The following is a 24,516-nucleotide window of genomic DNA, read 5'->3' on the forward strand; positions in this document are numbered from 1 at the left end:
GCTACCGGCCTAACACCATCGCGCGGTCCCTGGCTGCAGGTTCGACTAAGACTTATGGCTTGATCGTCCCGAACATCCGCAACCCCTTCCTGGCGGCTCTAGCCCACGCTTTACAGAAGGAAATGTTCTCCACTGGCAGGATGTTGCTGCTTGGTGATTCCGATGACAACAAGGAACGCGAAAGTGAAATCTTGCGGACCTTCATCGAGCGCCGGGTAGACGGCATTATCTGGTATGGCGTCGACAGGGATATAGATCTGCGGGAAGCTCATGCAGCGGGCGTCCCTGTCGTTGTCCTCGACAAAACACCAGCCGGCTCGGGGGCTGCCTCGGTCTTCATCAATGAGACAGAGGCAGCCTTCGAAGCCACTAAACATTTGCTGGATCACGGCAGGACATCTGTTGGCATCATTTCAGGGCCACAGAAGAACCTAAACTCCCAAGACCGTATTAGTGGCTGGAAGCAAGCGTTGGAACTATACAACCTCTGCGCAAGTGACTGTCTCAGCTTCGAAGCGGACTACACCAGGGGCGGCGGATATGTCGCCGCAAAGGCAATGTTTTCCGGATCAGTCCAACCCGACGCCGTTTTCGTTTCGAACGAACTGCAGGCCATCGGTTTGCTTGCCGCAGCGGCCGAAATCGGTGTACGCATCCCCCAGGACCTGGCCGTAGTCTGCTTTAACGGCACGATCAACTCCGCATTTAGTACCCCTACACTGACGGCCGTCGAACAACCCCCCAAAGCCATCGCCAAAGCCTCCATAAAACTACTTCTGGATTCCGGTCCTTTCATCGTCGAATCCATCGAATGCGACTTCCATCTGCGGAGGCGAGCGTCCTGCGGATGCGACTACGAAAGAAACACTTTTGACAGAGACCAATAGCAAACGAACGCGCATCATCGTGGATTGTGATCCAGGGAATGGCGTCCCCGGCGCAAACGTCGACGACGGCCTCGCGCTTGCTCTCGCAATCGCCGCCGAAGAGCGGATAGAGCTCGCGGCCATCACCACGGTTTCAGGAAATACCCCGAGCCGCATCGGATACTCGGTGGCTCGTACCATGATGGAGGACCTCGGACTCCAGATTCCGATCTATTGCGGCGCCGAACGCGCACTTCAAGAACCGGACGGCCCGTGGAGGTCTTACCTCGACGCCCCCATCGACGCCCCTTCGCTTGCCGGTCTCTGGGACGGCGTGCCACGAGTTCGGGACTTCGAACAAGAACTAACGGCCCCCGCGGCGATTCAGATTGCCCAGCTCGTCCTCGCAGACCCGGGCAATGTGACCATCGTTGCCATTGGACCGCTTACCAACGTCGCCCAGGCAATGCTCCTCTACCCGCAACTTGCAAGCGCAGTGGCGGAGATCATTGTCATGGGAGGCTCATTCAACACCGAGGGCACGCTGAAAGACACCAACTTCGGAGTCGACCCCGAGGCTGCCCGCATCGTTCTCAGGAGCGGGGCTCCCATCACCTTGGTACCCCTCGACGCTTCGGAACAGACGATGCTCACCCTCGACGATTTGACGGAGCTGGAGAACGTCGACAACGACCTCGCCCGGTGTGTTCTTCCTTGGACCCGCGCCTGGCTGAAATACTCTTCGGAAACACGCAGCATCCCCGGCTGCTGGCTCCACGACCCCTTGGCCGTCGCAATCTTGCTTGACCGATCCATCGCGCGCAGCAAGGAGTACATGGTTGACGTCGAATTGAGTGGTGCGCTAACCCGCGGAAGGTGTATTCGTTGGGTACGCGGCAATTTACGCCCCACGGTGGGCGTTGATACAAGTAGCGCCCGATCAATCAACGTTCTGACTCAAGTGGACAGCAGGAAACTCGTCAAAACGCTCATCGACGCAATCAGGGACTACGGAAGATGAACAAGAACCGACTCGAGGCATTCAGTGACGGCGTCCTCGCCATTGTCATCACCATCATGGTGCTTGAGCTGCGGGTTCCGCCGGAACCGAGCTGGCATGCCTTGCTGAGCGTCTTTCCCACGTTCCTCAGCTACTTGCTCAGTTTCGTCTACGTGGGGATCTACTGGAACAACCACCACCACATGATCCATCTGGCGGATCGGGTCAACGGCCGGATACTGTGGGCGAACCTGCACCTGTTGTTCTGGATATCCCTCTTCCCGTTCAGCACGCGATGGATGGATGACTCAGGCTTCGCCGAGGTACCTGTGCTGGCTTACGGGTTCAACCTGCTCTGCGCCGCCATTGCCTACTTCGTCCTGCAGCAATCGTTGATCCGGCATCAGGGACGGCAGGGCGCGCTCTCCCAGGCGATTGGCCGGGACTGGAAGGGGAAGACGTCGCCGCTCATCTATCTGGCCGGCCTTGGCCTCTGTCTTCTGCATCCTTTGCTCGCCGTCGCCGCGTACACCGTCGTGGCATTGATCTGGCTGATTCCGGACCGCCGCGTGGAACACTTTGTCATCCGCGCGCACCAGGAGCGAGCGGAGTAGCGGGGCCCCCCGGACCACCGGATCAACCAGCGCCAAGGACGGGGACGCCAAGGCGCGATAGCTCCCTTATGGTCGGATCTTTGGCTGGCGCGTCGGTGATGATCCCGGCGACGGTGGCAAAGGGCAATACCGCATAGCGCGAAGCGGCCCCGATCTTCTCGGTACTGGCGAGGACGTACGTATCGGCCGCCCGGGCCGCCAGGGCGCGTTTCATGGCGGCTTCGTCGGCGTCGGCGGTTGTCAGTCCGTGGACGGAATGGACTCCCGTGACGCCCAGGAAGAACAGCTCGGCGGATATGGCTTGGGTCGCCTCGACGGCGGCAGCCCCGCACGTCACGGCGGAGTGTTTGAACAAGCGACCACCGAGGAGGAACACTTCGATGAGTGGGTGGTCGATAAGCGCCGAGGCGATGGTCGGGCTGTGGGTAATCACAGTGCAGTCGAGCTCAGCAGGCAGCGCGCGAACCACCGCGAGGGTGCTGGTGCCGCCGTCGAGGATCACGGCGGAACCCGGCCGGACCATCGAAGCGGCGAGGGCAGCAATGCGGCCCTTGCTCTCGGGTTCAACGGTAACGCGGGTTGCGTAGTCGGCGATGGCGGGAGAAACCGGCAGCGCACCGCCATACACACGCTGGCACAGCCCGGCCGCGGCAAGCTCGCGCAGATCGCGGCGCACGCTGTCTTCGGACAGTCCAAGTTCGTGGGCGATGTCCTTGGCGATCACTTTGCCGTCGGCCGCTAGGCGCTTGAGGAGATACTCGAGTCGTTCGGCAGCAAGCATGCACGTTTCTTCCTGAAGTTACACGTTTATGCACTATTCTAGCGGGATGACTCCCAGAAACGATGCCCCTCCCGCGACGTTGCGTCCCGGAATTGATGTGCCCGACCACCGTGGCCGCACCGGTCTCGACCACGCCGGCCGAGGACTTGACCGCAATCCGGCCGTGGTGGTGCGCGACGTCGAGGTGACTTCCGAGGGTTGGCACGTGCTGCGTCGCACCACGTTCGACTACCGCCGCCGCGATGGCCGATGGGTCACGGAGCAACGCGAAACTTACGATCGAGGGAATGGCGCGACGATTTTGTTGTACGACGCCGGCAGGGGCACGGTTCTACTCACGCGGCAGTTCCGCTTTCCTGCCTATGTCAACGATCATCCGGACGGGATGCTGATCGAAACTGCTGCCGGGTTGCTGGACGACGATGATCCCGAAACGGCCATCCGTCGTGAGGCAAGCGAGGAGCTCGGCGTCGTTGTCGGAGCCCTGCGGCACGTCTTCGAGGCATACATGAGCCCCGGATCGGTCACCGAACGGCTGCACTTCTACGTCGCGCCCTACACCCCGGCGGACCAGACAGGCCCCGGCGGCGGAGTAGCCGCGGAGGGCGAGGACATCGAAACCCTCGAGATTCCCTTCGCCGATGCCCTCGCCATGATCGACGACGGCCGGATCGTTGACGGGAAGTCGATCATGCTCCTCCAATGGGCAGCACTCAACAGCCTCTTCCACGTACCATGAGCCGCCGAAGCGTCCGATCCCCGGCTCGCCGAAGCACTTCAGACCCGGCGTGAGCGCCGTTCAAGCAGGAGCGTATCCCGCCATTGGCCGGCGAGGGGGCCCGCGCTCATCCGTGCGATGCGTTCACGGCGGCCAACGATGGTGAAGCCATTGGCCTGGTGAAGGCGGATGCTGGCTTGGTTTTCGGGGAAAATGCTCGACTGGATGGTCCAGATGCCATGCTCTTCGGTCGACGCGGCCAGCGCTTTCAGCAGCAAGCTTCCGACACCCCGACCGCGGGCAGAACCGGCGACATAGACGGAGTGTTCGACGACGCCGGCATAAGCCGGGCGCGCAGACACCATGGAAACGGCCGTCCATCCCACCACGTGGCCGGACGCAACCGCCACGAATCGGTGATCAGGAAGGCGGCTCGCGTCGAATTGTTCCCAGTCAGGAGCTGCCGCCTCAAAGGTTGCTTGCCCGGTCTCGATACCCTCCGTGAAAATCGCACGGACCTCGGACCAATCATCGGGACTCATGGGCCGGATCAGGACGGCTCCGGCTTCGCTGGACATCCACCCATTATGCACATGGATTGACGAGCCCTTGATTGAAGTCCTCGACCTTGTTGCACTTGTCCCATGAGCAAAGAACAGCTGATCATCATCGGATCCGGCCCTGCCGGCTACACCGCGGCAATCTATGCCGCCCGGGCGGGCCTGAGCCCCATCGTCCTTGCCGGATCGGTCACCGCCGGCGGCGCGTTGATGAACACCACGGAGGTGGAGAACTTCCCCGGCTTCCCCGCCGGAATCCATGGCCCCGAGCTCATGGATGGGCTCCAGGAGCAGGCCGAGCGCTTCGGCGCCAAGATAGTGTTCGACGACGTCACTGAAGTCCAGCTGCGTGGCCACCTCAAACGTGTGGTCACCGGCTCGGGCGACACCCACGAGGCACCGGCTGTCATCCTTGCGACCGGTTCCGCCTACAAGGAACTCGGTTTGCCCGAAGAGAAGAGACTGAGCGGTCACGGCGTTTCGTGGTGCGCCACGTGCGACGGCTTCTTCTTCCGCGAGCAGGAAATCATCGTGGTGGGCGGCGGTGATTCCGCGATGGAAGAAGCGATGTTCCTGACCCGGTTCGCAAAGACCGTGACTGTCGTCGTCCGCAGGGAAGAGCTTCGGGCCTCCCGGATCATGGCCCAGCGGGCCAAGGACAACCCGAAAATCCGCTTCGCATGGAATTCCGCCATCACCGCCATCCATGGCGACACCAAAGTCACCGGGGTGACCCTGGCCGACACACGTTCCGGCGAATCGCGTGAACATGCGGCTACGGGCATATTCGTGGCCATCGGACATGTCCCTCGAACGGACCTTGTTGCGGGACAAGTGGAGCTCGACGCCGAGGGCTACATCAAAGTGGACTCCCCCACCACGGTGACCAATCTCTCCGGAGTCTTCGCTTGCGGTGACGCGGTGGACCACCGTTACCGCCAGGCCATCACCGCCGCCGGCACGGGTTGCGCAGCGGCGCTGGATGCCGAGCGGTACCTCGCCGCGCTCGACGACGCGGACAGCATCGCCACGGCGCTTGTGGAAGAACCCACCCACGCTTGAACCCACCCAACTGACTCGCATTAGTTGTCGTTTTGAGGGCTCAAAGCGACAACAACTGCGAGTCAGTTGGGCGAGCCGCGCTTATCAAGCTGCACCTAAAACCCACTTTTCGGCATGCCTAACTTAACGGTATCCTCATCATGTCCGTATCCCCGATGTTGAGGAAGCCATGGCTGCGACTATCGCGGAGCGACCGGCGAGCAAGACCCGGTGGAAGTCCCGGCTGCTTTTATTGGGTCCGGCTTTCGTGGCTGCGATCGCATATGTGGATCCGGGAAACGTCGCGGCAAACCTTACTGCCGGCGCCAACTACGGCTACCTGCTCGTGTGGGTCCTGGTAGCGGCAAACATCATGGCGGTCCTGGTGCAGTACCAGTCCGCAAAACTTGGCTTGGCCACCGGACAAAGCCTTCCGGAACTCCTGGGCAAACGCTTGGGAACCCACCGCCGCAGACTGTTCTGGGTCCAGGCAGAGGTAGTTGCCGGGGCTACCGACATGGCCGAAGTCATCGGCGGAGCCGTAGCCCTCAACCTTCTCTTCGGACTGCCGCTCCTCATGGGTGGAATCATCATCGGCGTGGCATCCATGTTGCTCCTGGCGCTCCAGTCGTCACGGGGCCAGAAGTCCTTTGAGTACGCCATCATGATGCTCCTGGCGGTCATCGCCGTCGGTTTCGTTTCGGGGCTCTTCGTGAATCCCCCCGAGACCGGTGGAGTATTGGCTGGTTTGGTGCCGCGGTTCGAAGGCACGGACACTGTCCTCCTCGCTGCGAGCATGCTCGGCGCCACCGTCATGCCGCATGCCATCTACCTGCATTCGGCCCTGGCCCGTGACCGGCATGGTTTCTCGGAAGATCCCGCCGTACGGACAAGGCTCATCAGGACCACCCGCGTTGACGTCGCGGCCGCTTTGATGCTGGCCGGAGTCGTGAACATCGCCATGCTCCTTTTGGCGGCGTCCAGCCTGCGGGGAGTCGAAGGAACCGACACGATTGCCGGGGCCCATGCCGCCGTGACATCTGCCCTTGGTCCAGTCATCGGCGTGGCTTTCGGCGTCGGCTTGCTAGCCTCGGGCCTCGCTTCGACCTCCGTCGGATGCTACGCCGGCGCAACGGTCATGGGCGGACTCCTCAAGATCCGGGTGCCCTTGCTGCTCCGCCGGGTAGTCACGCTGGTCCCTGCCCTCGTCATTCTCGGCGCGGGCATCGAACCCACCCTGGCGCTCGTGTTGAGCCAAGTCCTGCTGAGCTTCGGCATTCCTTTCGCCTTGATTCCGCTCATCCGGCTCACCGGCAAGCGCGAGGTCATGGGCATCCACACGGATTCCACGGCATTGAAGATTGCCGGGTGGACCAGCGCCGCACTGATTGTGGGCCTCAACTGTGTCCTCATCGTCTTGACCGTCACAGGGAAGTCCTAGGTCCATGAGCAACCCCCAGGCCCTGGCCCGTCGGCTGGGTACCTTTGACGCGGTCGTGATCGGGTTGGGCTCCATGATCGGCGCCGGCGTGTTCGCGGCCTTCACTCCGGCCGCTGCCGCCGCGGGATCAGGATTGCTGCTTGGACTCGTCGTCGCGGCTGCTGTGGCATTCTGCAACGCGACGTCCTCCGCCCAGCTCGCCGCCGCATACCCGACGTCGGGCGGTACGTACATTTACGGTCGTGAACGGCTGGGACCGTGGTCCGGATATCTGGCCGGTTGGGGATTCGTCATCGGGAAGACCGCCAGCGCGGCGGCCATGGCCATGACCTTCGCCGCCTATGCGGCCCCTCCGGGGTGGGAACGTCCCGTGGCGATCGCCGCCGTCGTCGTCCTCGCCGCCGTGAACTATCACGGGGTGACCCGCACAGCCGGCCTCACGCGCATCCTGGTTCTCGCGGTACTGGCGGCCCTCGCCATTGGCGTCGCAGCCTGCTGGGGCGGTTCAGCTCCGTCCCCGGCCAACATCCCCGGCGATGGACTGCTTGCACACGGCTGGTACGGGATCCTCCAATCCGGCGGGTTGCTGTTCTTCGCCTTCGCCGGCTACGCGAGGATCGCGACCATGGGAGAGGAAGTCCGCGACGCCCGGCACGCCATTCCACGTGCCATAGGGATCGCGCTGGGCATCGCCGTCGTCCTCTACGCGATCATCGCGGTGACCCTTCTCGCCACTCTCGGCCCGGACCGTGTGGCGGGAACCTCAACGCCGCTCGCTGCCGCGGTCGGAGCCGGGACTTTTTCCTGGGCCGTTCCGGTGGTCCGCGTGGGAGCCGCCGTCGCCTCCCTCGGGGCCCTGCTGGCGCTCATCGCCGGCTTGGGCCGGACCACCCTGGCAATGGCCAGGCACCACGACCTGCCGCACTGGCTCGCCGCAGTCCATCCCCGCTACCGTGTCCCGCACCGCGCCGAAGTCACTCTCGCCGTTGTGATCTGCGTGATCGTCGCGGTCGCCGACCTGCGCGGCGCGATCGGCTTCTCTTCTTTCGGTGTGCTCATCTACTACCTGGTCGCCAATATTGCGGCGTTCACCCAGCCGGCCGAAGACCGCCGATATCCCAAAGCGCTCCAAGTGTTCGGCGCACTGGCTTGCGTAGTCCTCGTGGCCACGCTTCCGCCGCTATCGGCAGGCCTGGGCGTGCTCATGTTCGCGGCCGGCATCATCCTGCGCGTGGTCAGGCTCAAGCGATAGCGTCATGCGCGGGCGCGGAGGCAGCAGGCTGTTCCTTAGGCGGCATCCGCCGCGAGGGCCGCCCGGCCAACCCAATGATAAGCAGGGCCAGGACCGTGAGAGCCGCGCAAGTCGCGAAGACGCCTTGGTAGCCGAACGCCGTCGTCGATCCAAAAGCGATGATCGGGCCCGAAACGATCGCGCCGACGCGCCTCGTGTTGGTGTAGAGGCCCGAGGCCAGTCCCGGACGCGGAATCAGCCGCTGGAACAAGGTCAGCCCCACACCCGCCACGATCCCGAAGAACCAGGCGTTCAGGACCTGGAGCGCAATCAGGGTGGCCGGATTGGAGACAAACGCCATGGCCGCGTAGTAGGCGATCCCGGCCACGCATCCCGACGCAATGAGCGCCCGGCTCGAGTAGCGGCGCGCCAGCCGCCCGATCAGGAAGAGCGCCGGGATCTCGAGCGCGGCAGACACGCCGAGCGCGATGCCCGCCCAGATGATGTCCACGCCGAGCCCCTGGGTCAGGAAAAGCCCCATGATGGACACAGCGGCGCTGTTAGTTGCCTGCAGGGCGATAAAGCCGAGGACGACGGCGGCGACCCCCGTTTTCGAGAACGGGTGCCCATCCTCTTCGCCATGAGCCCTGGGCCGGTCCTCGACGGCGGCAGCACGCCCCCGGGAAATCATGGCAGCAGTGGTGGCGACATTGAGGACGGCGACCGCACCGAGGGCGAGCAGGATGGCCCGATTGCCCAGGGCGCCCATGATGAAGGTCGCGAGGGGTGGCCCGGCCACCCAGGCGAACGAGACAATTGCGCGCGTGTTCACCACATCGGTCGCTCCGGCACCTGAGTGCCTGAGGTGGGCGAACAGCAGCGAGCTGCCGACCCCCGCCGGGCCGCCCAGGACGATCAAGCCCACGACGGCGAGCGGCAGCGAGGTGCTCACGGCGAGGAGTGCGGAGAGCGCCAAGGTCAGGACGCCGCAGGCCAGCATGGGGCGCAGGTAGTCGTTTGCGCGGTCTGCATAAGCCGGCACGAGAAGGGATGCGACGAAGCCGCTGGCATTGTAGACGGCAAGGACCCATCCCACCTCGGCCGGGGTGGCGTTGAAGAGGGCCACCAGCAGGAGCGCCAAGGCAGGGTTGAGGAATGCGAACTGGAGCCCCCACAACAGCGCCGCAGAGGGGACGAGCAAACGCTTCATGCTTCCATTCCGTTTATCCACGCCCTCCACCCTAGAAGCCTTCCGGGCCGCGAGGGAGGCCCTGCCGGTACCTGTATCAGCAGGTCTTCCGGCTGGTCAGGGCTGATTTTGGACGTCGGCCCGACTGGATCCGGCCAACCGACGAGCTCTGACAAAACCCGAATCAGGGGTGGACTGCGGAGGTCGCACAGAGCAGGATTGAGCCATGAGCATCCATGAGGCACTTCTGAAGCAGGCCAGCATTACCGCCACGGAAGCCACGCTCGTGGCGAAGTTCGAGATCGAGGGCAACATCCCTGGTTCCGGCGCCTTTGTCGTGGGTCTGGTCGCGGCGACTCCGGACTATTCCTCTCAACGAAGACTGGGCATCGAGTTCATGAACGGGGAGGCGATTGCCTTCTTCTCGTTCAACCATGACCAAAGCGCCGAAGAAAATTACGACCTCAAGGGTGTTGAACACTCGGGGAACGTCATTACCGGCCATTTCCCCCTCTCGGCGATCAACGGCCTTGGCAAGGGACACGTCATGACGGCCTTCAGTGAAGCCGACGGCCGCGAGTTCCAGTCCGGCGTCGCCGTCGAGGAGTCGCTCTAGCCGGGCGGCCAAATCCATGCCCGATTCGCCGTTGCGTGTCATGTGACACATGCGCGCGAAGGAATAGCCCCTGCCGGGTTACCGTTGACGCGAGTAGTTCAAAACAACGACGGCAGGAGAATCCGTGGACTTCACCCCCGAATCCGGCACCATCACTATGTTCTCGACCACTTGGTGCGGTTATTGCAACCGACTGAAGAAGCAGCTTGACGCCAAGGGCATCGGCTACAACGAGGTCAACATCGAAGAGGTTGAGGGCACCGCCGAACTCGTGGAGAAGCTGAACGGCGGCAACCAAACCGTCCCTACGGTCCTTTTCCCGGACGGCACTGCTGCCACCAACCCTTCCGCAGCCGAGGTCGAAGCGCGCCTCGCCGCCTGAACCCCCGCAGCCTGAGTTATCCAGGTGGTGCGGCTGGTTCCAGGCGCACCACCACGGATTTAGACGCGGGAGTATTGCTGCCTTCGGCGGTCGAATCCAGCGGTACAAGGACGTTTGCTTCCGGGTAATACGCAGTCACGCAACCGCGGGCTGTGGGGTAGGCGATCAACCGCAACTGACGCAGGACCCGGTCCACGCCGTCGTCGGCTTCGCTGTGGACGTCCACATAGCCGCCGTCGGCAAGGCCCAAGTCAGCCAGGTCGTCGCGGTGCGCAAAAAGCACCATGCGGCCCTTCTTCACGCCCCGGTAGCGGTCGTTCATGCTGTACGTGGTCGTGTTGAATTGATCGTGGGAGCGCACAGTCTGGAGCAACAGGCGCCCTTCCGGGACCCGGATAGTCTCAAGGTCGTTGACCGTGAACATTGCCTTCCCCGTGATGGTGGGAAACTTCCGCTCGTCCCGGGGGCCATGGGGCAGGACGAAACCGTCACGGCTCCGGGCTTTTTGGTTGAAGTCCTCAAAGCCCGGCACCACGTGGGAAATGTGCTCTCGAACTGAGTCGTAGTTTGCCTCGAAGCCTGCCCAGTCAACTGGGACCTTGTGGCCGAGTACCGTCGCGGCCATCCGGGACACGATCGCCACTTCGGACAAGACTTTGTCGGAGATCGGCTCCAGCCTTCCCGCCGAACGGTGTACCGCGCAGACGGTGTCTTCGACGGTGACGAACTGCTCGCCGCTCGCCTGGCGGTCTATTTCCGTTCGGCCCATCGTCGGCAGGATCATCGCTTGTTCCCCCACCACGGCATGGGAACGGTTGAGCTTCGTGGAGATCTGGACGGACAAGCGGGTCTTGCGGACGGCTGCCTCGGCCGCAGTTGTGTCCGACATCGCATGCACGAGGTTTCCACCGAGCGCGACGAGCACCTTGATCCGGCCGTCCCGCATGCCGCGGATGCTGTCCACGGAGTCGACGCCTGGGTGCCGGGGCGGGTCGAAGCCGAATTCCTGCTGCAGGGCGTTGAGGAACGGTTCGGGCATCTTCTCCCAAATACCCATCGTCCGATCGCCCTGGACGTTGCTGTGCCCGCGGATCGGTGAAGGGCCGGCGCCGGGTTTGCCGATGTTCCCGCGGAGCAAGAGCAGATTGACGATCTCCTTGATGGTCGCCACGGCCTTCTTGTGCTGGGTCAGGCCCATGGCCCAGGTAATGATGACCTTCTCCGCGCGCAGGTAGCGGGAGGCGAGCTCATCGATTTCCTCCGCCTTCAAGCCCGTTGCGGCGAGGACGTCCTGCTCATCAAGCTCTTCGATGTGGGCTTGGAACTCTTCGAGTCCTTGGCAGTGCTCCTCGATGAACGCATGGTCAAGTACTGCCCCCGGTGCCGCCGTCTCTGCTTCCAGGACCCGCTTGGAGACGGCTTGAAGCAACGCCATGTCCCCTGCGAGGCGGATCTGAAGGAACTGGTCCGCCAGGTCCGTTCCTTTGCCCACCAGCCCACGGGGCCGCTGAGGGTTCTTGAAGTTGATGAGCCCGGCTTCCGGAAGAGGGTTCACCGCGACAATGCTGGCACCGGCGAGTTTTGCCTCTTCCAAGGCGGTGAGCATCCGGGGATGGCAGGTCCCTGGGTTCTGGCCCATGATGATGATCAAATCAGCCTTGGCGAAGTCCGTGTAGCTGACGGCGGACTTGCCCACGCCGATTGTCTCGCCGAGGGCCAGCCCCGTGGACTCATGGCACATATTCGAGCAATCGGGCAGGTTGTTGGTCCCGAAGGCCCGGACGAAGAGCTGGTAGACGAACGCAGCTTCGTTGCTCGTCCGGCCGCTCGTGTAGAAAGTGGCCTCGTCGGGCGATTCCAGGGCATTCAGTTCACGGGCAACAATCCGGAACGCATTGTCCCAACTGATGGGACGGTAATGGCTCGAACCGGCAGGTTTGTAGACGGGCTCCACGAGCCTGCCCTGCTGGCCCAGCCAGTATTCCGAGCGCCCGGCGAGGGAATCGACGTCGTTCTCGTCCCAGAAACCGGACGGAACCTTGAGCGGATCAGCCTCCCACCCGACGGCCTTCGCGCCGTTCTCACAGAACTCGGCCAGCTTCCGCTCCGGGGGATCCGGCCAGGCGCAGCTCATGCAGTCGAAGCCGTCCTTCTGGTTCATGGCCAGCAGGGACTTCCAGGTGCGGGACGGTCCCATCTGGCTCAACGCATGGGGTAAGGAGTCCACCAGGCTGGGCAAACCCGCGGCGGATCGCTTCGGCGGTCCGACGGTGAGGTCCGCGTCGGAATCGTGGACAACGGATGGCTTCTTGTCCATTGTTCTACCTCGGTCCACTTGTTTGTGGCCTCAAGCGTAGTCCCGGCGGTATTCGTCTACAACGGCGTACTGGTGCTCGTCACAGGGAGCAGGCTCTGGAAATCGCCGTCGATGAGTTCGGCGTATTCTGCGTAAGCCGCGACGACGGCGTCCTCCACTGTGGGTACGTCCAGCTGCGGCAAAAGGTCATTGGCCGCCCCGGCTGTGGCCGGATCCCACTCCAGTCCGAGGGCGCCATAGCTGGCAGTGAGGACTTCACGGATGGGTGCCGAGTTCTCGACGACGATCACCGAACTGAACAGCCATCCCCCGGAGACCACCCTCTGGGCGGTGCCGACCAGCTTGATCTGGTGTGTTGGAAAATCCGGATCCAGGCCGTGGACGCTGAACTCACCCGGGCAGTACTCGCCGGGGATCTCCCCGACGGCGGCCTGAACGCCGACGCTGCGGAGCGCGCCCGCGAGGAGCTCGCCAAAGAGGGAGAAACGGGCCTTCGCCCCGGCAATCGCGTCGGCGTGCGGCTCCACGTGGTCGATCACCAAGGTGCCCCGGTGGTAGGCCGCTGCCCGGCCTCCGGCCTTGCGGATCAACGGTTCGAACCCGAAGTCCCGGCAAGCCTCGGACGCGGCCTGGAATCCCCGCAGCTTGGCATCGCGTTGCCCGAACGCCACGGTCGGGCGGGGCCGGTACAACCGCAGCGTCGGCGCCAGAAGCCCCCTGCGGGCACGGTTGAGGAGCTCGATCCCGAAGTCCAGGTCATCAGCGACGCCGAGCGACTCTTCCTGGCGCACCACCGTGAGCGTGCGCTGTGCCCGGGCGAGGTCCTCGACCATCAGCTTTTCCTCAACGTGAGGATCTGCTCCGCGCGGCCGAAGGGGCCGCTGATGTCGTGAAGCACCGTGGACGTCAGGCCGATGCCGTCATTGCCGAAGGAGACCATGTTGTCCAGGCCGAGCCATTCGCCCGCAGGTTCACGGTACATGTGGATCTGCAGGTCAAGGTTGGGAAAGATGTAGCTGTTCTTGCCCGGCGAAACGCGCGCGGCAATACCGTTGGCTGTGTCCACGAGTCCAACGAGCCTCGCGACATCGCGGCTGTCCGCCGCATCGGTGAGGGGATGCTCCGTACGGATCCAGACTTTGCCCGAGCCTGCCCGGTGTCCTTCCGCTATCCGCATTTCCAAGGACCGGATGTAGCCACCCGGCCACACGCTCGCACCGTCCCACGGCTTACATTCGTTCGGGGCCGGCATTTCAACGTCTTCAATGGCGGCGACGGCACTCGTGTCGCTGGTTGCCATGCGCCAGGCGGTGGCCCGGATAGCCACGCGTCCTGCCGCAGAGAGTTCCGCCTGGATCAGTTCGATGGTTTTGCCGGGGCGGACCGTGGCTGTGGTGATGTTGAATTCGCCGCCCGGGATCAATCCAAGGATTTCGTAGCTGAGGCGGGCCATCCGGACGTCGTCGCGCGGCTCATGGCGGAGCAGGGCATCAGCCATAATGCCCGATGCGGGCGCCATATGCTGCTCGTGCGGATTCCATGCGCCCTGGGCGTGGATGGTTGAGCGGAACCGCCCATTCCCGAGGGATTCGTAGTAGAAGTCGCCTTCCGCAAGGTCCGGAAGCTCAATACTCAACGTCTGCCCTTTCGCCGGTCCGGTAATGGAACTCAGACCACTGTATCTTCTGGCGCCACAGCCGTCCGACGTCGACGCCGCATGACCAGCCAGACTGCCAGTCCGGCTATTGCGAGGGCCAGGAGAGCGGCACCCAAAGGGGAGGCCGCCATAACAGCGAGCCAGGCATCTATCGCCGCCAGGCCGATGGTCGCGTAGACGAAGGCCCAGATGCCCGAGCCAACGATTGCCGCAGGGAGATACCGGCTGAGCGGCATTCTCGCAGCACCTGCAGCCAGGTTGACAGCGGTTTGGAGTCCGATTGTCAGGAAGGTCAGCACGACGGCGTAGGGGCCAAAGCGCTGAATCAAGGCCTGTGCTTTGCCGGCTTTGGGGCGATGCAAGGCGCGTGCGAAACGCGTGCGTTCGAGTCCAGCCGCCGCGCCGCGGCCGATCCAGTACGTCGTGTTGACCCGGACCATCACGATGGCGAAGAGTGCCACAAGCGCCACTTCAAAGGGCAGGTCCAGGATCTGGTCCACGCGTCCCTCCCCGGTCGTCTCCGCAGCCAAGTCTTACCTTAGCTGAACGCGGCGGCCGGTCCGCGAGTTACGAACTCCCGACTGCGCGGTCGATCGTGAAATCACCACCCGGATACAGGATGGTCTCGTGGCCATCATCAAAACGCACGAAATACGGCGGAGCACCGTTTGCACCGCGGACTTCGATGATCTCGCCGTGCCGGTCGGCCGCCCCGACCGTCCTGCCATGAATGATGATCCGATCTCCCTGGGCTGCTTCCACAGGAACCACCTCCCAGCATTCAGATTACGAGTGTTGGGCCGTCGTGGGAACAGGCCGCAGGTGGCCCATCCAATTGGCCGGGCAGTGGCACGTCGCAGCGCCTAAAGTGTCAGTCCCCTCCCCTACGTTTGACGACATGGCTGACAAACCGCGTCGCCGTACATAGTCGCTACAGAAGAGGGCAGCCAGTGCCAAGTCAAGAACTGAAAACGGAACAGGCCACGACGGCGGCAGCAGCGGCGTCGTTCACGGCTCCTCCCGCGCGCACCTCCATGCCGGACTGGTACCCCGAACTGCTTGCCAGTGTCTCAAAGGAGGTCGGCGCAGGACGTTCACGGGCCATTTCCGCAGCGAACAAGGCTCTGCTTGCCTCCTATTGGTCCATCGGCCGGCACCTGGCACAGCGGGAATCTGAGCAAGGCTGGGGCTCCAAAGTCGTCACCCGCCTATCGGCGGACGTACAGGCCCGGTTTCCTGGTTCGAAGGGATTCTCGCCACGCAACCTCCGGTACATGAAGACTTTCGCCCAGGCTTGGCCTGAGTTCCCAATGTTGCAAGCGCCGCTTGCAACATTGCCCTGGTACCACCAGATCGCGCTGCTTGAGAAGCTCGACGACGCCGCGACCCGCCTCTGGTACGCAGCGGCCGCCGTCGAACACGGATGGTCGCGCAACGTTCTTGCCCATCAGATCGAAACGCGCCTCCACGAGCGCTCCGGGCAAGCGATTACCAATTTCAAGACCACCATGATGCCGGCGGACTCGGACCTTGCCCAACAAGCCACCAGGGACCCGTATGTGTTCGACTTCGTCGCCATGACTGACCGCCGCAACGAGCGGGAGCTGGAGCTTCAGCTCGTCCAGCATGTGGAGAAGTTCCTCCTGGAACTGGGCCAAGGGTTCGCTTTTGTCGGCGAGCAGGTCAGGTTGGAAATCAACGGCGATGAGTTCTTCGCCGATCTCCTCTTCTATCACTTGAAGCTCCGCTGCTATGTTGTGATCGAGCTCAAGGCGGTGAAGTTCGAGCCTGGATTTGTCGGCCAGCTAGGCATGTACATGTCAGCCGTGGACGATCTGCTGGCGCATCCCGATGACAAGCCAACGATCGGGCTCCTGCTCTGCAAGGAGAAGAACAACGTGGTGGCCGAGTACGCGTTGCGGGGAATCAACCTGCCGATCGGCGTGTCGGAGTGGCAAAGCAAAATCATCGAATCGCTGCCGGAGGAACTCGCCTCAAGCCTGCCAAGCATCGAACTCCTCGAGGCCGAACTGGCTGACGAACCGGCAAACGTCGCGGCCGCAAGGCGTGCCCTGCCGTAGAACCTGAACGCAAGCTGTGAATTCGGCCGCTGCCCGTTTTTTAGGTTCAACCTGCGCGATTGAAGGCGTACCCTACATTCATACGCCGCCTGGGGGCCCTCGTCTCGTGGAGGAGCCATGCTCAGCTTGGATCAGCGTTTCAGGAAGCAAGGCCCACGAGCGGCCGGGTTTCGTCGGATAAGCAACCCGAAAAAGTACAAGCGGATCGTCGCCGTCTTGGGTGCCCTGCTGCTCACCGCGGGAGCCCTCAGCGGAGTCGCCGTTCCGGCGAGGGCAGCAGCCCCCACCATCGTGAGTTTGACCTTCGACGACGGCAACGGCAACCAGCTTGCCGCCGAACAGGTGTTGAAATCCCACGGGCTGGTGGGAACCTTCTTCATTACCACCAGTTGGATCGGCACCCCGGGTTATCTCACGCAGGCGAATCTGCACACCATCGCGGGCGACGGCAACGAGATCGGGGGCCACACGGTTACTCACCCGGATCTGACCACGCTCACCGCCGCAGCCGCAAGCGCTGAAATCTGCAACGGCAAGTCGACGCTGGAAAGCTGGGGATTCCAGGTGAACAACTTCGCCTATCCTTTTGCCGCCGAAAATGCGTCCGTCCAAGCTGAGGTAAAGAACTGTGGATTTGCCAGCGGACGAGGGCTGGGCGACATCCGTTCGCCGGCCAGCTGCCCGAGCTGCCCGTTCGCTGAGACCCTTCCCCCGGCAAATCCCCTGGTCACCAAGGCCCCGGACGAAGTCGACAGCACATGGACCCTCCAGAATCTGGAGGACCTTGTCACCAACGCCGAAAGCACCGGCGGATGGATGGAGTTGACTTTCCACCACATCGCGGTCGGAACTGATCCCACGCTGACCATTAGCCCAACGCTCTTTGACACGTTCGTCACTTGGCTGGCTGCGCGGACTGCCAACGGAACCACCTCGGTCCGGACCGTCGCCCAAGCCTTGGGGCAGTCGGCGACGCCGCCACCACCGCCACCGCCACCAGCGGGCGGGCACACCACGGGCGGAGCGATTGGCGCCGCGTGGACAGCACAGGGATCGCAAAACGGCCCCTTGGGCTTGCCTGTCACCGATGAGATCACCGGACTCAAGAACGGCGGCGCCTACCAAGCATTCCAAGGCGGACAGATCCACTGGTCACCCGCCACCGGCGCACACATCACCAGGGCAGCCAACGACGCCGCCTGGGCCTCCCAAGGCTGGGAAAACGGCTACCTGGGCTACCCCATAACGAATGAGATCACCGGACTCAAGAACGGCGGCGCCTACCAAGCATTCCAAGGCGGACAGATCCACTGGTCACCCGCCACCGGCGCACACATCACCAGGGCAGCCATCGACGCCGCCTGGGCCTCCCAAGGCTGGGAAAACGGCTACTTGGGCTACCCCATGACGAATGAAATCACCGGACTCAAGAACGGCGGCGCCTACCAAGCATTCCAAGGCGGACAGATCCACTGGTCACCGGCCACCGGCGCACACATCACCAGGGCAGCCATCGACGCCGCCTGGGCCTCCCAAGGCTGGGAAAACGGCCGCCTGGGCTACCCGACAAGCGAGGAGTACGCCTCAGCGGGTGGTTCCATCACCCAGAATTACCAAGGAGGCTTGATCACGTGGTCGCCAACCCGTGGCGCAACCATCATCGCAAATTGAAGCAGTGAAATAGGGAAGCAACAGGGCGTGGACTCAGACGTGCTCGCCAAACCAGGCCAGCATGTCTTGCCAGGCGGCTCTCGCCTGGGTTTCGTCGTACCGCTCGCTGGTGTCGTTGTGGAAGGCATGGTCGACGCCGGGATAGACTGTGAGCTTGTGGCGGACGTCGTTGGCTTCGAGCGCATCCCGAAGTGCCGGCATTGCGCCGGTGATGCGCTGGTCGAGTTCGGCATAGACGCCAAAGACGGCCGGTTTGATGGATGGAACCTTGTCCAGCTCGGGTGCGGGGCCATAGAAGGCCGCTGTGGCTTTCAGGCCGGGTATCTCGGTCGCGGATTGCCAAGTGATGCCGCCGCCAAAACAATAGCCGTTCATCGCGATCCGCTCCCCGTCCACGAAATCCAGTGACCGGAGGTAATCGAAGGCCGCGGAAAAATCGGAAACATGGCGCTCGGCCCCTGCCCTTGTCAGCGCTCCGGGCACGGCGTCGGCATCCACGCTCGGTGTGCCTCCCTCCCGACTCAGGAGATCCGGTGCCAAGGCAACGTACCCGGCCTTGGCAAACCGGCGGGCCACGTCCCGGATGTGCGGGGTAAGTCCGCGATTCTCATGGCAGACGAGGACCGCCGGTCCCGCATCTGCCCCCTCAGGCCTGGCAAGGTAGGCACTGATGCCGGTTCCGCCGGCGGGGAACCGGACGGTGGCGGTCACAAGGCCAGCGGCTCCCTCAGGTACGGAAAGTGGACTCTTCGCCCCCGGTACCGGCCCGGCAGTCGCCGTCGCCGCGGGTCGGGCGGATGAAGCTTCGGGGCTCGGCATGGGATCGGTGCTTCGCGGGACCTCATCCGGAGTGCATCCGAGCTGCAGCATCGTCGAGGAGACGGCGGCCATGCTCCCGGTGATAAATGCGAGCCGGCGAATGAACGCCCGCTGCGACATGTCGCCCGAGCGGTAGTCGTCGAAGAATTCCTCGACCAGGTACTTTTCAAATTTCCCGAGCTGGATCATGGCAGGCCTCCTGAGTGTGCCGCATATCCTCCTCCGAAGACCGTCACCGGGCAAGGGTGCCAGGATGGTGGGTGTAGGCGCCAAGTAATGAGACACTCGGTTCCATGCGTGAATTCGTGGTTCTCGGCACCGCCTCCCAGGTCCCGACCAGGACCCGCAACCACAACGGATACGTGCTCCATTGGGATGGCGAGGGCCTGCTCTTCGATCCTGGAGAAGGCACCCAGCGGCAGATGCTCCAAGCGGGTGTCTCGGCCAGCCAGATCACGCGCATCTGTATTACCCATGTCCACGGCGACCATTGTTTCGGGCTGCCGGGCGTACTTTCGCGCATGGCGCTGGACCGGGTGGAGCATCCAATCCACTTGCACTATCCCGCGTCCGGCGAGGACATGATCCGCGCCCTCGTGGCTGTTGCGTCCCCCGGCATCGACCTTCGGCTTCATCCGCACGGCGGACCCGGTCCTATCGCCGCAGGAGTGGAGGTGCGCCCGCTGCTCCATCGAATCGAGACCTACGGCTACAGGGTTGTCGAGCCCGAGGGCCGCAGCCTCCTGCCGGAGCGGCTTGCGGCGGCGGGGATCAGCGGATCGGATATCAGCCTCCTGCAGCGGGACGGGAGCCTGGGCGGCGTGCGATTGGAAGACGTGAGCGTGCCGAGGCCCGCACAGAGCTTCGCCTTCGTCATGGACACGGCGCCATGTGACGGTGCTGAGGAACTCGCCGAGGGCGTTGACCTTCTCGTGGCTGAGTCCACTTTCAGCGACGACGACGACGCCCTCGCCACGCAATACCGCCACCTCACCGCCGGGCAGGCGGGGGCGTTGGCTGCAACTGCCGAAGCGGGCATGCTCATCCTCACCCATTTCTCGTCGCGCTATCCCGACGTCGGATTGCTGGCGGAGCAAGCCCGGGCGAGGTCGGGCGCGGCTGCCGTCATGGCCGCGAACGACCTGGACCGGGTTCCCTTCCCGAAGCGGCAGCGGTGGTTGTAGCGGACTCGAAGTACCTGGCAATTTTGTGATGCTTTCAGGTAGGTTCCCGGATAATCTGTCCGTGGGGAGGGCCACACCGGCACACCCACGCGTCCGCCGATGTGGGCGGGCTTGTCATCTATTCAGCTCTGGGGGCCGAAATGACAAACGAAATTCGGCCGCCGGATCACGTCGGCTCTTTCAGGGGCCTGGTCGAGGCCGTGCCGGATGCTTTGCTCGTGATCGACGCGGTCGGTCAGATCACGTTCGGCAACGCCTATTCAGAACAGCTCTTCGGTTATTCGCGCAGCGAACTGCTGGGCAAGCACTATGAGATGCTGCTTCCGGCGCGGTTCAGGGGCCAGGGTGGAGCCATCCGGGATCTCTTTGCCCGTGATCCTGGAGTACGCAGGGCCGGGACTGACCTGAAACTGTTCGGCCGCCACCGTGACAGCACAGAGTTTCCCGTTGAGGTCAGCTTCGCTCCCCTAGGCGACCCCCCGGCCATGCAACTCGTCGCCTCCATCCGGGAAGTAAGTGACCGCGTCCGCGTTGACGCCGAACTCCGCGATGCCCTCTCCCTTCTCAGTGCCACCCTTGAGTCCACGGCCGACGGCATTCTGGTCGTCGCGGCGGACGGGACTATCGCGGGGGCGAACGAGCGCTTTGCCGAGTTGTGGGGCATCCCCGCGGATCTCCTGGAGTCCCACGACGACGGCCGGCTGTTGGCTTTCGTCCTCGACCAGCTCACTGATCCTGATGGCTTCATAGGCAAGGTCCAGGAACTGTACGCCGATCCGGGGGCGGAGAGCCTGGACATGTTGGAATTCCGTGACGGGCGGACGTTTGAACGGTATTCCCGGCCCCAACAGGTCGGTGATGAGATCGTGGGACGGGTCTGGAGTTTCCGTGACGTCACTTCACGTCAGCGCGCACAGGACCAGGCGCGGGAGGCGCTCGCCCAAGTGGAGGGCCTGGCCGCCATCGTTGAGTCTTCGGCTGACGCGATCATCGGTATGACGCCCGCGGGCCTCATCACCAGCTGGAACCCCGGGGCGGAGAAGCTGTACGGATACACTGCCGCTGAAGCGACCGGGCAGAACGTCAGGCTCCTCATTCCGGACTACCTCCAGGCCGAGGACGAGGTGCTGGCCGCCGTCCAGCATGGCGGACAGGCCCACAGCTTCGAGACAGACCGGATGCGCAAGGACGGGTCCATAGTGCCCGTGTCCCTGACGGTCTCCCCGATCCGAGGCGAACACGGAGTCATCGGGATTGCGACCATCGGCCAGGACATAACCGCCCGGCGTGCCGCAGATGCTGACCCGCTGGCCGCCCGGGAGGAGGCCCTGGAATCGAGCAGGTTGAAGTCCGAGTTCCTCGCGACGATGAGCCATGAGATCCGTACCCCCATGAACGGAGTGGTAGGCCTGACAACGCTTTTGTTGGACACGCCGCTGGATGAAACACAACGCAAATTCGCCGAAGGGGTTCAGACTGCCGCCGGAGCTTTGTTGACCCTGATTAACGACATCCTGGATTTCTCGAAGTTGGAAGCGGGGAAGATCGACCTGGACATCACTTCCTTCGATCCGCAGTACCTCATGGAGGAAGTCGCCTCGCTCCTGGCCGAAGCAGCTCAGAGCAAGGGGCTGGAACTCATCGCGTACTGCCACCCCGATGTTCCCGCACAGCTGGCTGGTGATGCCGGCCGGATCCGGCAGATACTGTTGAACCTGGCTTCGAACGCCGTGAAGTTCACCGCGTCCGGTGAAGTCGCCATCCGGGTGAACGTCGAGGACCAGGACGCAAGAACCGCACTTGTGCGATTCGAGGTCAGCGATACCGGTATTGGTATCGACGCTGCTGATCATTTGCGCTTGTTCGATTCGTTCTCCCAAGCGGATGCCTCCACCACGCGTCGGTACGGTGGAACAGGGCTGGGGCTGGCCATCTGCCGGCGTCTGACTGAAGTGATGGGCGGGGACATCGGTTTGACCAGTACCCCTGGTGAGGGAAGCACGTTCTGGTTCTCTCTCCGATTGCCGCTGGCTACGGAACCTGGGCCGATTCCGGAGCGTCCGGTCCCGAGCCTGCTGGCGGGTCTGCGCGTGTTGGTGGTCGACGATAATGCCACCAACAGGTTCGTGTTGGAATCGCAATTGAACACATGGGGGCTGCGGCCGGACGCGGTTGCCGACGCGCGCACGGCACTCGACCGGTTACGGGCGGCGGCCGCCGCGGGGAAACCCTTCGACGTCGCCATGCTCGACATGTGCATGCCGGACATGGATGGCCTGAGCTTGCTTACGAGCTCTCGAGCGATCCCGGCCTTCGGGGCCTCCGGCTCATGATGCTGACGTCCGCGCCCCAGGTATCCAAGACCGATATGACTGATGCGGGAATCCGGGAATGGCTCACGAAACCTGTACGCGGCTCCGAACTCTACGACCGCCTGATCCGGCTGGTAACTGGCAAGCCAGCGACCAGGCCGGCGTTCGCACGTGCACAGGCCCCGAGGCCGGCCAGGCCTTCCAAAGGAAGGATCCTTGTAGTGGAGGACAACGAGGTGAACCAGCTCGTCGCCCGTGAAATGGTTGCCAAACTGGGCTACGAAGCCGAGCTGGCCGCCGATGGCGCCGAGGCAGTCACCGCCATCGCCGCCCGCTCCTATGCGGCTGTGCTCATGGATTGCCACATGCCCGTCATGGACGGTTTCGAGGCCACCAGGAGCATTCGAGCGAGGGAAAACGGCAGCGTGCGCTTGCCCATCATCGCCATGACCGCCGGAGCCCAGAACGAAGACCGCGAGCGCTGCCTGGCAGCCGGCATGGATGATTACCTCAGCAAACCGGTCGATCTGGCTGCCCTAGATGCGGCCCTGAACCGGTGGGTTCCCCAGCGGGAGGGATCTAGGACGCAATGACCGCGGAAGCGCAGAGCCCTGCTTACGTAGGGCTCTGCGCGTGTGTGGCCGCGCGTACCTTGGAAAACGAGTAGGCGGCACTCGTGCTTCAGGGCCCGGAAAGATGTTGAATTAACACAGGAATACATCCGCGGCTTGAGACAGACCAGCCGGCCCTCCTGGACCGGCGTTGGACGGGGCCGACGGCGGGAGTGCCCTTGGAGCCCGGGGCTCGGGGCTCTCTACCCCAGACGCCGCCGGCCCCCCGGGGTTGCCCACAGGAACCAAGCTCGCCTCATCAGGTTTGTGCGCCGTCTGTTCTTTTTCTGCGCCTGCCGGAGCACAATTGAGAAATGTTGGACCGTGGACGGTGCGGCATGAAAACTCTCTCGCGCTGTTCCGGTCCTCCTTTCATCAGCCTGTTGTGAAAGGACGCCGAGATGTTCCAGCCAAGCAAACGACTAACAGCGTTGGGATCCGCATTCGTGTTGGTTCTGGCGATGTCCGCGGTGGCGTCGTGTTCCGGGCCAAGCGGCACGCCTTCCACGGCCACGTCGAGCGGGACGCCGACAGGGCCGACGTCGGGATCTGCCTCGCCGACGGCGACCGCGACAGTGACGTCGGACACCGCGGCGTTCTGCGGGGCAGGGTCCGCCATCCACTATGACCGCTCCGCCTTCCAGTTGACGCCCAGGATTGACAACAAGTGGTTTCCGCTGAAGCCCGGCATGCAGTACACGACGAAGGGCACGGTGAAGAGTGCCGATGGCACCTCGGAGCGCACAGTGGTCCACTCCGTGACCGGACTGACAAAGGTTATAGACGGCGTGAAGACCCTCGTGATGTGGGACCGGGACTACTTCGACGGGCAGCTCGTGGAATCCGAACTGGCCTTCTTCGCCCAGACGGAAAAGGGCGCGGTCTGGCTCTTCGGGGAGTACCCGGAAGAGTACGAGAACGGCACTTTCACCGGCGCCCCCCGCACTTTCATTAGCGGCATTTCCAAGGCCCAGGCAGGGATCGCCATGCAGGATCAGCCGGTGACCGGTACCCCGGGGTACGTGCAGGCCCATGCACCCGACGTGGGCTTCCTGGATTGTGGAACTGTCTTCAAACAGCACGAGCGGGTATGCGTCCCCACCGCGTGCTACGACGATGTGTTGATTGTTGATGAATACAATCCGCTGGAACCATCTGTGGGCCACCAGCAAAAGCTCTATTCAGCGGGCACGGGGCTGGTGAAAGTGACAGCGGTTGGCGGTGTGGACCAGGAGTCGTTGGACCTCGTCAAAGCGGAGTCGCTCGCAGACTCCGCGCTGAGTGAGATCAATCGGCAGGCACTGGAATTGGACGGGCACGCCTACCAGGTCAGTGCAAGTGTTTACGCGACGACGCCCCGCGCCGAGGTTGCGACGCCGGGCCCCGGCGGCTAGTGCGCCGATACCACTATCACTTGTGAAAAGA

At 63.3% G+C, this 24,516-nt stretch carries 24 protein-coding genes; 15 read left to right on the forward strand and 9 right to left on the reverse strand.

Annotated features, from left to right (window positions below):
* Positions 1-59 precede the first annotated feature (59 nt).
* The 3 genes from ACSKT0_RS13830 to ACSKT0_RS13840 are packed head-to-tail and all read left to right on the forward strand — an operon-like array spanning position 60 to position 2,480.
* Entirely contained in the window at positions 60-887 is an 828-nt protein-coding gene (locus ACSKT0_RS13830; RefSeq protein ID WP_437774031.1) for a substrate-binding domain-containing protein, read from the forward strand.
* Complete coding sequence (locus ACSKT0_RS13835) at positions 871-1,887, forward strand: nucleoside hydrolase (RefSeq protein ID WP_437770312.1); 1,017 nt, start codon at positions 871-873, stop codon at positions 1,885-1,887. Before ACSKT0_RS13830 ends, ACSKT0_RS13835 begins: the two co-directional genes overlap by 17 nt.
* Positions 1,884-2,480 (forward strand): TMEM175 family protein, encoded by a 597-nt coding sequence (locus ACSKT0_RS13840; protein ID WP_437770313.1) that lies wholly within the window; start codon positions 1,884-1,886, stop codon positions 2,478-2,480. Before ACSKT0_RS13835 ends, ACSKT0_RS13840 begins: the two co-directional genes overlap by 4 nt.
* A gap of 22 nt (positions 2,481-2,502) precedes the next feature.
* Here the strand turns inward: ACSKT0_RS13840 and ACSKT0_RS13845 are convergent, their stop codons facing one another.
* The gene (locus tag ACSKT0_RS13845; protein WP_437770314.1) at positions 2,503-3,261 is read right to left on the reverse strand and encodes a DeoR/GlpR family DNA-binding transcription regulator; all 759 of its coding nucleotides are present in this window, start codon (positions 3,259-3,261) and stop codon (positions 2,503-2,505) included.
* 46 nt (positions 3,262-3,307) lie between these two features.
* Between ACSKT0_RS13845 and ACSKT0_RS13850 the strand changes: the two genes are divergently transcribed.
* Positions 3,308-4,000 (forward strand): NUDIX domain-containing protein, encoded by a 693-nt coding sequence (locus tag ACSKT0_RS13850; protein WP_437770315.1) that lies wholly within the window; start codon positions 3,308-3,310, stop codon positions 3,998-4,000.
* Between the two features lie 38 nt (positions 4,001-4,038).
* On the opposite strand, the gene ACSKT0_RS13855 is transcribed toward ACSKT0_RS13850, so the two are convergent.
* Entirely contained in the window at positions 4,039-4,557 is a 519-nt protein-coding gene (locus ACSKT0_RS13855) for an N-acetyltransferase family protein (RefSeq protein WP_437770316.1), read from the reverse strand.
* Between the two features lie 66 nt (positions 4,558-4,623).
* Between ACSKT0_RS13855 and trxB the strand changes: the two genes are divergently transcribed.
* The 3 genes from trxB to ACSKT0_RS13870 all read left to right on the forward strand — a co-directional run bounded on the left by trxB (position 4,624) and on the right by ACSKT0_RS13870 (position 8,273).
* Complete coding sequence (trxB, locus tag ACSKT0_RS13860) at positions 4,624-5,601, forward strand: thioredoxin-disulfide reductase (RefSeq protein ID WP_437770317.1); 978 nt, start codon at positions 4,624-4,626, stop codon at positions 5,599-5,601.
* A gap of 169 nt (positions 5,602-5,770) precedes the next feature.
* The gene (locus ACSKT0_RS13865; protein ID WP_437770318.1) at positions 5,771-7,021 is read left to right on the forward strand and encodes an Nramp family divalent metal transporter; all 1,251 of its coding nucleotides are present in this window, start codon (positions 5,771-5,773) and stop codon (positions 7,019-7,021) included.
* Positions 7,022-7,025: 4 nt separating this feature from the next.
* On the forward strand, positions 7,026-8,273 hold the full coding sequence (locus ACSKT0_RS13870; RefSeq protein WP_437770319.1) for an APC family permease: 1,248 nt from the start codon (positions 7,026-7,028) through the stop codon (positions 8,271-8,273).
* On the opposite strand, the gene ACSKT0_RS13875 is transcribed toward ACSKT0_RS13870, so the two are convergent.
* Positions 8,263-9,462, reverse strand: a complete 1,200-nt coding sequence (locus ACSKT0_RS13875) for an MFS transporter (protein ID WP_437770320.1) — start codon at positions 9,460-9,462, stop codon at positions 8,263-8,265. The genes ACSKT0_RS13870 and ACSKT0_RS13875 overlap by 11 nt on opposite strands.
* A gap of 205 nt (positions 9,463-9,667) precedes the next feature.
* On the opposite strand from ACSKT0_RS13875, the gene ACSKT0_RS13880 reads away from it, so the two are divergent.
* The gene (locus tag ACSKT0_RS13880) at positions 9,668-10,057 is read left to right on the forward strand and encodes a hypothetical protein (RefSeq protein ID WP_437770321.1); all 390 of its coding nucleotides are present in this window, start codon (positions 9,668-9,670) and stop codon (positions 10,055-10,057) included.
* Between the two features lie 124 nt (positions 10,058-10,181).
* A complete protein-coding gene (locus ACSKT0_RS13885) occupies positions 10,182-10,439 on the forward strand; it encodes a mycoredoxin (protein WP_236811230.1) in 258 nt (85 codons plus the stop codon).
* A gap of 16 nt (positions 10,440-10,455) precedes the next feature.
* Here the strand turns inward: ACSKT0_RS13885 and ACSKT0_RS13890 are convergent, their stop codons facing one another.
* Genes ACSKT0_RS13890 through ACSKT0_RS13910 form a run of 5 tightly spaced genes read right to left on the reverse strand, consistent with a single transcriptional unit; the run spans position 10,456 to position 15,175 of the window.
* Positions 10,456-12,756, reverse strand: a complete 2,301-nt coding sequence (locus tag ACSKT0_RS13890; protein WP_437770322.1) for an FdhF/YdeP family oxidoreductase — start codon at positions 12,754-12,756, stop codon at positions 10,456-10,458.
* Positions 12,757-12,812: 56 nt separating this feature from the next.
* Positions 12,813-13,589, reverse strand: coding sequence for a lipoate--protein ligase family protein (locus ACSKT0_RS13895; RefSeq protein ID WP_437770323.1), 777 nt, complete (start codon positions 13,587-13,589; stop codon positions 12,813-12,815).
* Complete coding sequence (locus tag ACSKT0_RS13900; protein WP_437770324.1) at positions 13,589-14,392, reverse strand: thioesterase family protein; 804 nt, start codon at positions 14,390-14,392, stop codon at positions 13,589-13,591. The genes ACSKT0_RS13895 and ACSKT0_RS13900 overlap by 1 nt, the downstream gene beginning before the upstream one ends.
* Before the next feature lie 32 nt (positions 14,393-14,424).
* A complete protein-coding gene (locus ACSKT0_RS13905) occupies positions 14,425-14,943 on the reverse strand; it encodes a DedA family protein (protein ID WP_437770325.1) in 519 nt (172 codons plus the stop codon).
* Positions 14,944-14,980: 37 nt separating this feature from the next.
* Positions 14,981-15,175 (reverse strand): DUF1918 domain-containing protein, encoded by a 195-nt coding sequence (locus ACSKT0_RS13910; RefSeq protein WP_236811241.1) that lies wholly within the window; start codon positions 15,173-15,175, stop codon positions 14,981-14,983.
* A gap of 188 nt (positions 15,176-15,363) precedes the next feature.
* Between ACSKT0_RS13910 and ACSKT0_RS13915 the strand changes: the two genes are divergently transcribed.
* Together ACSKT0_RS13915 and ACSKT0_RS13920 are read left to right on the forward strand one after the other, a co-directional pair.
* Positions 15,364-16,494, forward strand: a complete 1,131-nt coding sequence (locus ACSKT0_RS13915) for a PDDEXK nuclease domain-containing protein (RefSeq protein ID WP_437770326.1) — start codon at positions 15,364-15,366, stop codon at positions 16,492-16,494.
* A 117-nt stretch (positions 16,495-16,611) separates the two neighbouring features.
* A complete protein-coding gene (locus ACSKT0_RS13920; protein WP_437770327.1) occupies positions 16,612-18,165 on the forward strand; it encodes a polysaccharide deacetylase family protein in 1,554 nt (517 codons plus the stop codon).
* Positions 18,166-18,198: 33 nt separating this feature from the next.
* Here the strand turns inward: ACSKT0_RS13920 and ACSKT0_RS13925 are convergent, their stop codons facing one another.
* Positions 18,199-19,173: a dienelactone hydrolase family protein gene (locus tag ACSKT0_RS13925; RefSeq protein ID WP_437770328.1), complete on the reverse strand. Its 975-nt coding sequence runs from the start codon at positions 19,171-19,173 to the stop codon at positions 18,199-18,201.
* 104 nt (positions 19,174-19,277) lie between these two features.
* Between ACSKT0_RS13925 and ACSKT0_RS13930 the strand changes: the two genes are divergently transcribed.
* From ACSKT0_RS13930 to ACSKT0_RS13945, 4 genes are all read left to right on the forward strand, one after another.
* Positions 19,278-20,168: a ribonuclease Z gene (locus tag ACSKT0_RS13930; protein ID WP_437770329.1), complete on the forward strand. Its 891-nt coding sequence runs from the start codon at positions 19,278-19,280 to the stop codon at positions 20,166-20,168.
* Positions 20,169-20,308: 140 nt separating this feature from the next.
* Entirely contained in the window at positions 20,309-22,501 is a 2,193-nt protein-coding gene (locus ACSKT0_RS13935; protein WP_437770330.1) for a PAS domain S-box protein, read from the forward strand.
* 200 nt (positions 22,502-22,701) lie between these two features.
* Positions 22,702-23,073, forward strand: a complete 372-nt coding sequence (locus ACSKT0_RS13940) for a response regulator (protein ID WP_437770331.1) — start codon at positions 22,702-22,704, stop codon at positions 23,071-23,073.
* Between the two features lie 419 nt (positions 23,074-23,492).
* A complete protein-coding gene (locus ACSKT0_RS13945) occupies positions 23,493-24,485 on the forward strand; it encodes a hypothetical protein (RefSeq protein WP_437770332.1) in 993 nt (330 codons plus the stop codon).
* Positions 24,486-24,516: the final 31 nt, after the last annotated feature.

This window comes from Arthrobacter sp. KNU40, from assembly GCF_051515115.1.
Lineage (GTDB): Bacteria > Actinomycetota > Actinomycetes > Actinomycetales > Micrococcaceae > Arthrobacter.

Coding starts and splice junctions, on each gene's coding strand:
- ACSKT0_RS13865 (WP_437770318.1), top strand. CDS start 5,771: ATGGCTGCGACTATCGCGGAGCGACCGGCGAGCAAGACCCGGTGGAAG.
- trxB (WP_437770317.1), top strand. CDS start 4,624: ATGAGCAAAGAACAGCTGATCATCATCGGATCCGGCCCTGCCGGCTAC.
- ACSKT0_RS13855 (WP_437770316.1), bottom strand. CDS start 4,557: ATGTCCAGCGAAGCCGGAGCCGTCCTGATCCGGCCCATGAGTCCCGAT.
- ACSKT0_RS13895 (WP_437770323.1), bottom strand. CDS start 13,589: ATGGTCGAGGACCTCGCCCGGGCACAGCGCACGCTCACGGTGGTGCGC.
- ACSKT0_RS13945 (WP_437770332.1), top strand. CDS start 23,493: ATGTTCCAGCCAAGCAAACGACTAACAGCGTTGGGATCCGCATTCGTG.
- ACSKT0_RS13875 (WP_437770320.1), bottom strand. CDS start 9,462: ATGAAGCGTTTGCTCGTCCCCTCTGCGGCGCTGTTGTGGGGGCTCCAG.
- ACSKT0_RS13850 (WP_437770315.1), top strand. CDS start 3,308: ATGACTCCCAGAAACGATGCCCCTCCCGCGACGTTGCGTCCCGGAATT.
- ACSKT0_RS13920 (WP_437770327.1), top strand. CDS start 16,612: ATGCTCAGCTTGGATCAGCGTTTCAGGAAGCAAGGCCCACGAGCGGCC.
- ACSKT0_RS13930 (WP_437770329.1), top strand. CDS start 19,278: ATGCGTGAATTCGTGGTTCTCGGCACCGCCTCCCAGGTCCCGACCAGG.
- ACSKT0_RS13840 (WP_437770313.1), top strand. CDS start 1,884: ATGAACAAGAACCGACTCGAGGCATTCAGTGACGGCGTCCTCGCCATT.
- ACSKT0_RS13880 (WP_437770321.1), top strand. CDS start 9,668: ATGAGCATCCATGAGGCACTTCTGAAGCAGGCCAGCATTACCGCCACG.
- ACSKT0_RS13935 (WP_437770330.1), top strand. CDS start 20,309: ATGACAAACGAAATTCGGCCGCCGGATCACGTCGGCTCTTTCAGGGGC.
- ACSKT0_RS13925 (WP_437770328.1), bottom strand. CDS start 19,173: ATGATCCAGCTCGGGAAATTTGAAAAGTACCTGGTCGAGGAATTCTTC.
- ACSKT0_RS13845 (WP_437770314.1), bottom strand. CDS start 3,261: ATGCTTGCTGCCGAACGACTCGAGTATCTCCTCAAGCGCCTAGCGGCC.
- ACSKT0_RS13870 (WP_437770319.1), top strand. CDS start 7,026: ATGAGCAACCCCCAGGCCCTGGCCCGTCGGCTGGGTACCTTTGACGCG.
- ACSKT0_RS13890 (WP_437770322.1), bottom strand. CDS start 12,756: ATGGACAAGAAGCCATCCGTTGTCCACGATTCCGACGCGGACCTCACC.